Origin of the sequence: Methanosphaera sp. A6 (assembly GCF_001729395.1) — an archaeon.
Taxonomy (GTDB): domain Archaea; phylum Methanobacteriota; class Methanobacteria; order Methanobacteriales; family Methanobacteriaceae; genus Methanosphaera; species Methanosphaera stadtmanae.
This window is the reverse complement of the sequence record NZ_MAIF01000096.1, coordinates 1-3,099: the sequence shown is the minus strand read 5'-3', so window position 1 is coordinate 3,099 and position 3,099 is coordinate 1. Positions and strand designations below refer to the sequence as shown.

Genomic DNA, 3,099 nt, shown 5'->3' with positions numbered 1-3,099 from the left:
TTTTTCAATAAATATTTATTCAAAAAAAAAAAAAAAATTTAAGTAGTAAACTAAAACTATACAGAATAGGTGAATTTATGGTTAAAATTTCAGTTATACTTCCCATATACAACATAGCAAATTTTCTTGAAGAATCTCTTAAGAGTGTTCTCAACCAAACATTAAAAGATATTGAAGTAATTTGCATAAATGATGGATCTACAGATAATTCCTTAGAAATATTAAATAAATTTGCTAAAAAAGACAATAGAATCAAAATTATAGATAAAAAAAATGAAGGTACAGGAGTTACTAGAAATATTGGATTAAATGAGGCTAGTGGAGACTACATATATTTTTTTGATCCTGATGATTATATTGTAGAAAATACACTATATGAATTATATGAAAACATTACATTAAATAATTCTGATTTTGTTTTATTAAAAATTGCTCGATTTAGAGAAGATACAGATGAAATAGATTATAGTAGACCAGGTTTTAAATTAGAAGACATATTTCCTAACAAGGATTTTAATAATTTTGTTTTCAATTACCATGATACTAAATACTATGTTTTAAATGCATCTTTTGCACCATGGACTAAATTATATAGAAAAGAATTTCTAGATAGTTATGATGATTTTATATTTGATTCTGTCCCTGCTTTTGAAGATGTTCCCTTCCATGTAAAAAGTATGTTAAGAGCAAAAAGAATATCATACGTACCTAAATTCTTATATAGGTATAGATATAATCCTAATTCAAATTCAAATGATCCAATCCATGGTAAATTTATTTTTAAAATCTGTAAATTAGTTGAAGAAATCTTAAGAAAAGAAAATCTTTTTGAAGAATTTATAGATGAATTCATTTTATTTAAAATAAATCAAATTCTTGCTTATTTAATACCAGCCTCATCTGAGGAATACTTTCAAAAAGCAAAAATTGAATTTAGAATAATAGAAAAGAAATTTCTAAATGATGAAATAAAGAAAAAAATACCTATGATGACTCTGCAAAAGTTTAATTTAATTTTAAAATCAAATTCTTTATATGAATTTATAAATTTAAAAATGATTCAAGAAGAAACTGAAAATTTATCCAAAATAAACCAGGACATAAATATTTTATTCAAAAAATTAAATAATCAATATAATAACTTATATTTAATACAACAAAGTTCTAAACAAAAGAAAAGAAGTATTACTTTAAAAAAATCCTCTGAAGATATATTAGATTATATTGAAAATAAATCTAAGTCTTAATAATTATCCTTAATAATATTTCAACATTATCTAATAGTTTTTTTAAAAGATGAAAAAAGAAAGTATTTAATCTTCATTTTCAAATTTTTTTACTATAATTGTTTTATTTTCTAGATTTAATTGTTCTTCTATATATTCTGGCCTTCCATTAGTAAATACTTGTTCAATGATTTGTCCCTTATTTTTATTTTCATATTCTGCTACTGTAATATTCTCTTGAATAACATACATATAGTATCCTTCAAAGTCCATTATCTTATCTGCACGAGTTATTTTAAGGTTGTTTTCATTGTAATGTTCTTCTATTATTGAATATATTTGTTTTGCACTGTCTCCATCACCATATGGATTTTTAGCACTGCTCATACTTTCATATACTGATTCATTATTTAGTATGTTGCTAATATTTCTTGTAATCTCCTCTGATTCTGTTCCTGCAAGTACATTTCCACCACATGTAATTGTTTCTGGTCTTTCTGTATTATATCTTAATGTAACACATGGAACATCAAGTGTTATTGCTTCTTCTTGTACTCCACCAGAATCTGTTAGTGCTAGGGTAGCTTGTGATATTAAATATAGGAAGTCAAGATATCCTAATGGTTTTATTATTTGAATATGTTCTGATTCTTCAATTTTCTTGTATAAATCTAGTTTTTCAAGAGATTTTCTTGTATGTGGGTGTATTGGAAATACTATGTTATATGGTAAATTAATAAGACTATTAACTATGTTTATTAGTCTTTCATCATCATCCACATTTTCTGCTCTGTGTAGTGTTAGTGCTATGTAATTATTGAATTTTATTTCATCTTTTATCTTACTATTTTTAAGTGCAAGATTTATGTTTCTTTTACATGCATCTACCACAGTATTACCTGTAACATAGATTGATTTATGACTGATTCCCTCATTTAATAGATTTATTCCAGTTTCCTTTGTTGGTACAAAGTAGAGTGTAGAACAACTATCTGCAACCAATCTATTTATTTCTTCGGGCATGTTCTTATCAAATGATCTTAGTCCTGCCTCCACATGTCCTACAGGAATTTTAAGTTTATTTGCAGCTAATGCTCCTGCTAATACTGCATTTGTGTCTCCTTGAACTAATACTATGTCAACTTCTTCCTTTTTTAGTATTTCTTCAAGTTTTGATATGATGATACTTATTTGTTTAATAGCAGTATTTGAGCCTATACCAATATTATATTGAGGTAAGGGTAAATCCAGGTCAATAAAAAATTGTTTTGACATGTTAATATCATAATGTTGTCCTGTGTGTATGAGAACTAATTCAGAATTATTTCTTTTTATTTCATCAATTACAGGCGCCATTTTAATTATTTCAGGTCTAGTTCCAAGTACAATCCCAATTTTCATAATTATCACGATTTTTAATATATGTTTGTTGTATTTAATTAATATTTTATTATTAAAATAATCATAATAGAAATAATTAATAAAAGAATAAAAATAACTAAAGCAACTGACTTATAAAGTCCTATCATTCTAAATCCATTCATTAATTTCCATGAATTAGAATTTAAAACTTCATCTAATTTATGTCTTATTTTTTTATTTTGTTTTATTTCTTTATTTTTTAAGTTTTTTTCTTCTTTTAATAATTTAGTTAACTTATAAACTTCTCTACTTAATTTTTCATTTTCAAGTTTTAAATCATTTATTTTATATAAAGCATCTACTTCAAATTTACTTTTTGATTTTAGAAGAATTCTATAAAATTCCATATTAGGTGAAGTTAAATTTAATAGATAATCTGTATGATTTGTTTTATAATAATTTAGAATAGTTTCATGTAATTTTTAATAAAAAACTTCTTCATTTTCCATAT

Annotated in this window: 3 protein-coding genes; 1 reads left to right on the top strand and 2 read right to left on the bottom strand. The window is 24.1% G+C overall.

Translation table 11 applies throughout. From position 1 onward, the window contains the following. The first annotated feature begins 77 nt into the window (after positions 1-77). Positions 78-1,247, top strand: coding sequence for a glycosyltransferase (locus A9758_RS03095; RefSeq protein ID WP_011405834.1), 1,170 nt, complete (start codon positions 78-80; stop codon positions 1,245-1,247). Between the two features lie 66 nt (positions 1,248-1,313). On the opposite strand, the gene wecB is transcribed toward A9758_RS03095, so the two are convergent. Next, positions 1,314-2,627 (bottom strand): non-hydrolyzing UDP-N-acetylglucosamine 2-epimerase, encoded by a 1,314-nt coding sequence (gene wecB / locus A9758_RS03090; protein WP_011405833.1) that lies wholly within the window; start codon positions 2,625-2,627, stop codon positions 1,314-1,316. A gap of 38 nt (positions 2,628-2,665) precedes the next feature. Beyond that, positions 2,666-2,995 carry a hypothetical protein gene (locus A9758_RS03085; protein ID WP_069776331.1) on the bottom strand — a complete coding sequence of 110 codons (330 nt, stop codon included), beginning with the start codon at positions 2,993-2,995 and terminating at the stop codon, positions 2,666-2,668. Positions 2,996-3,099 lie beyond the last annotated feature (104 nt).

What these genes read in the sequence shown, in the direction of transcription:
- A9758_RS03085 (WP_069776331.1), bottom strand. Translation starts at nt 2,995, where the DNA reads ATGGAATTTTATAGAATTCTTCTAAAATCAAAAAGTAAATTTGAAGTA.
- A9758_RS03095 (WP_011405834.1), top strand. Translation starts at nt 78, where the DNA reads ATGGTTAAAATTTCAGTTATACTTCCCATATACAACATAGCAAATTTT.
- wecB (WP_011405833.1), bottom strand. Translation starts at nt 2,627, where the DNA reads ATGAAAATTGGGATTGTACTTGGAACTAGACCTGAAATAATTAAAATG.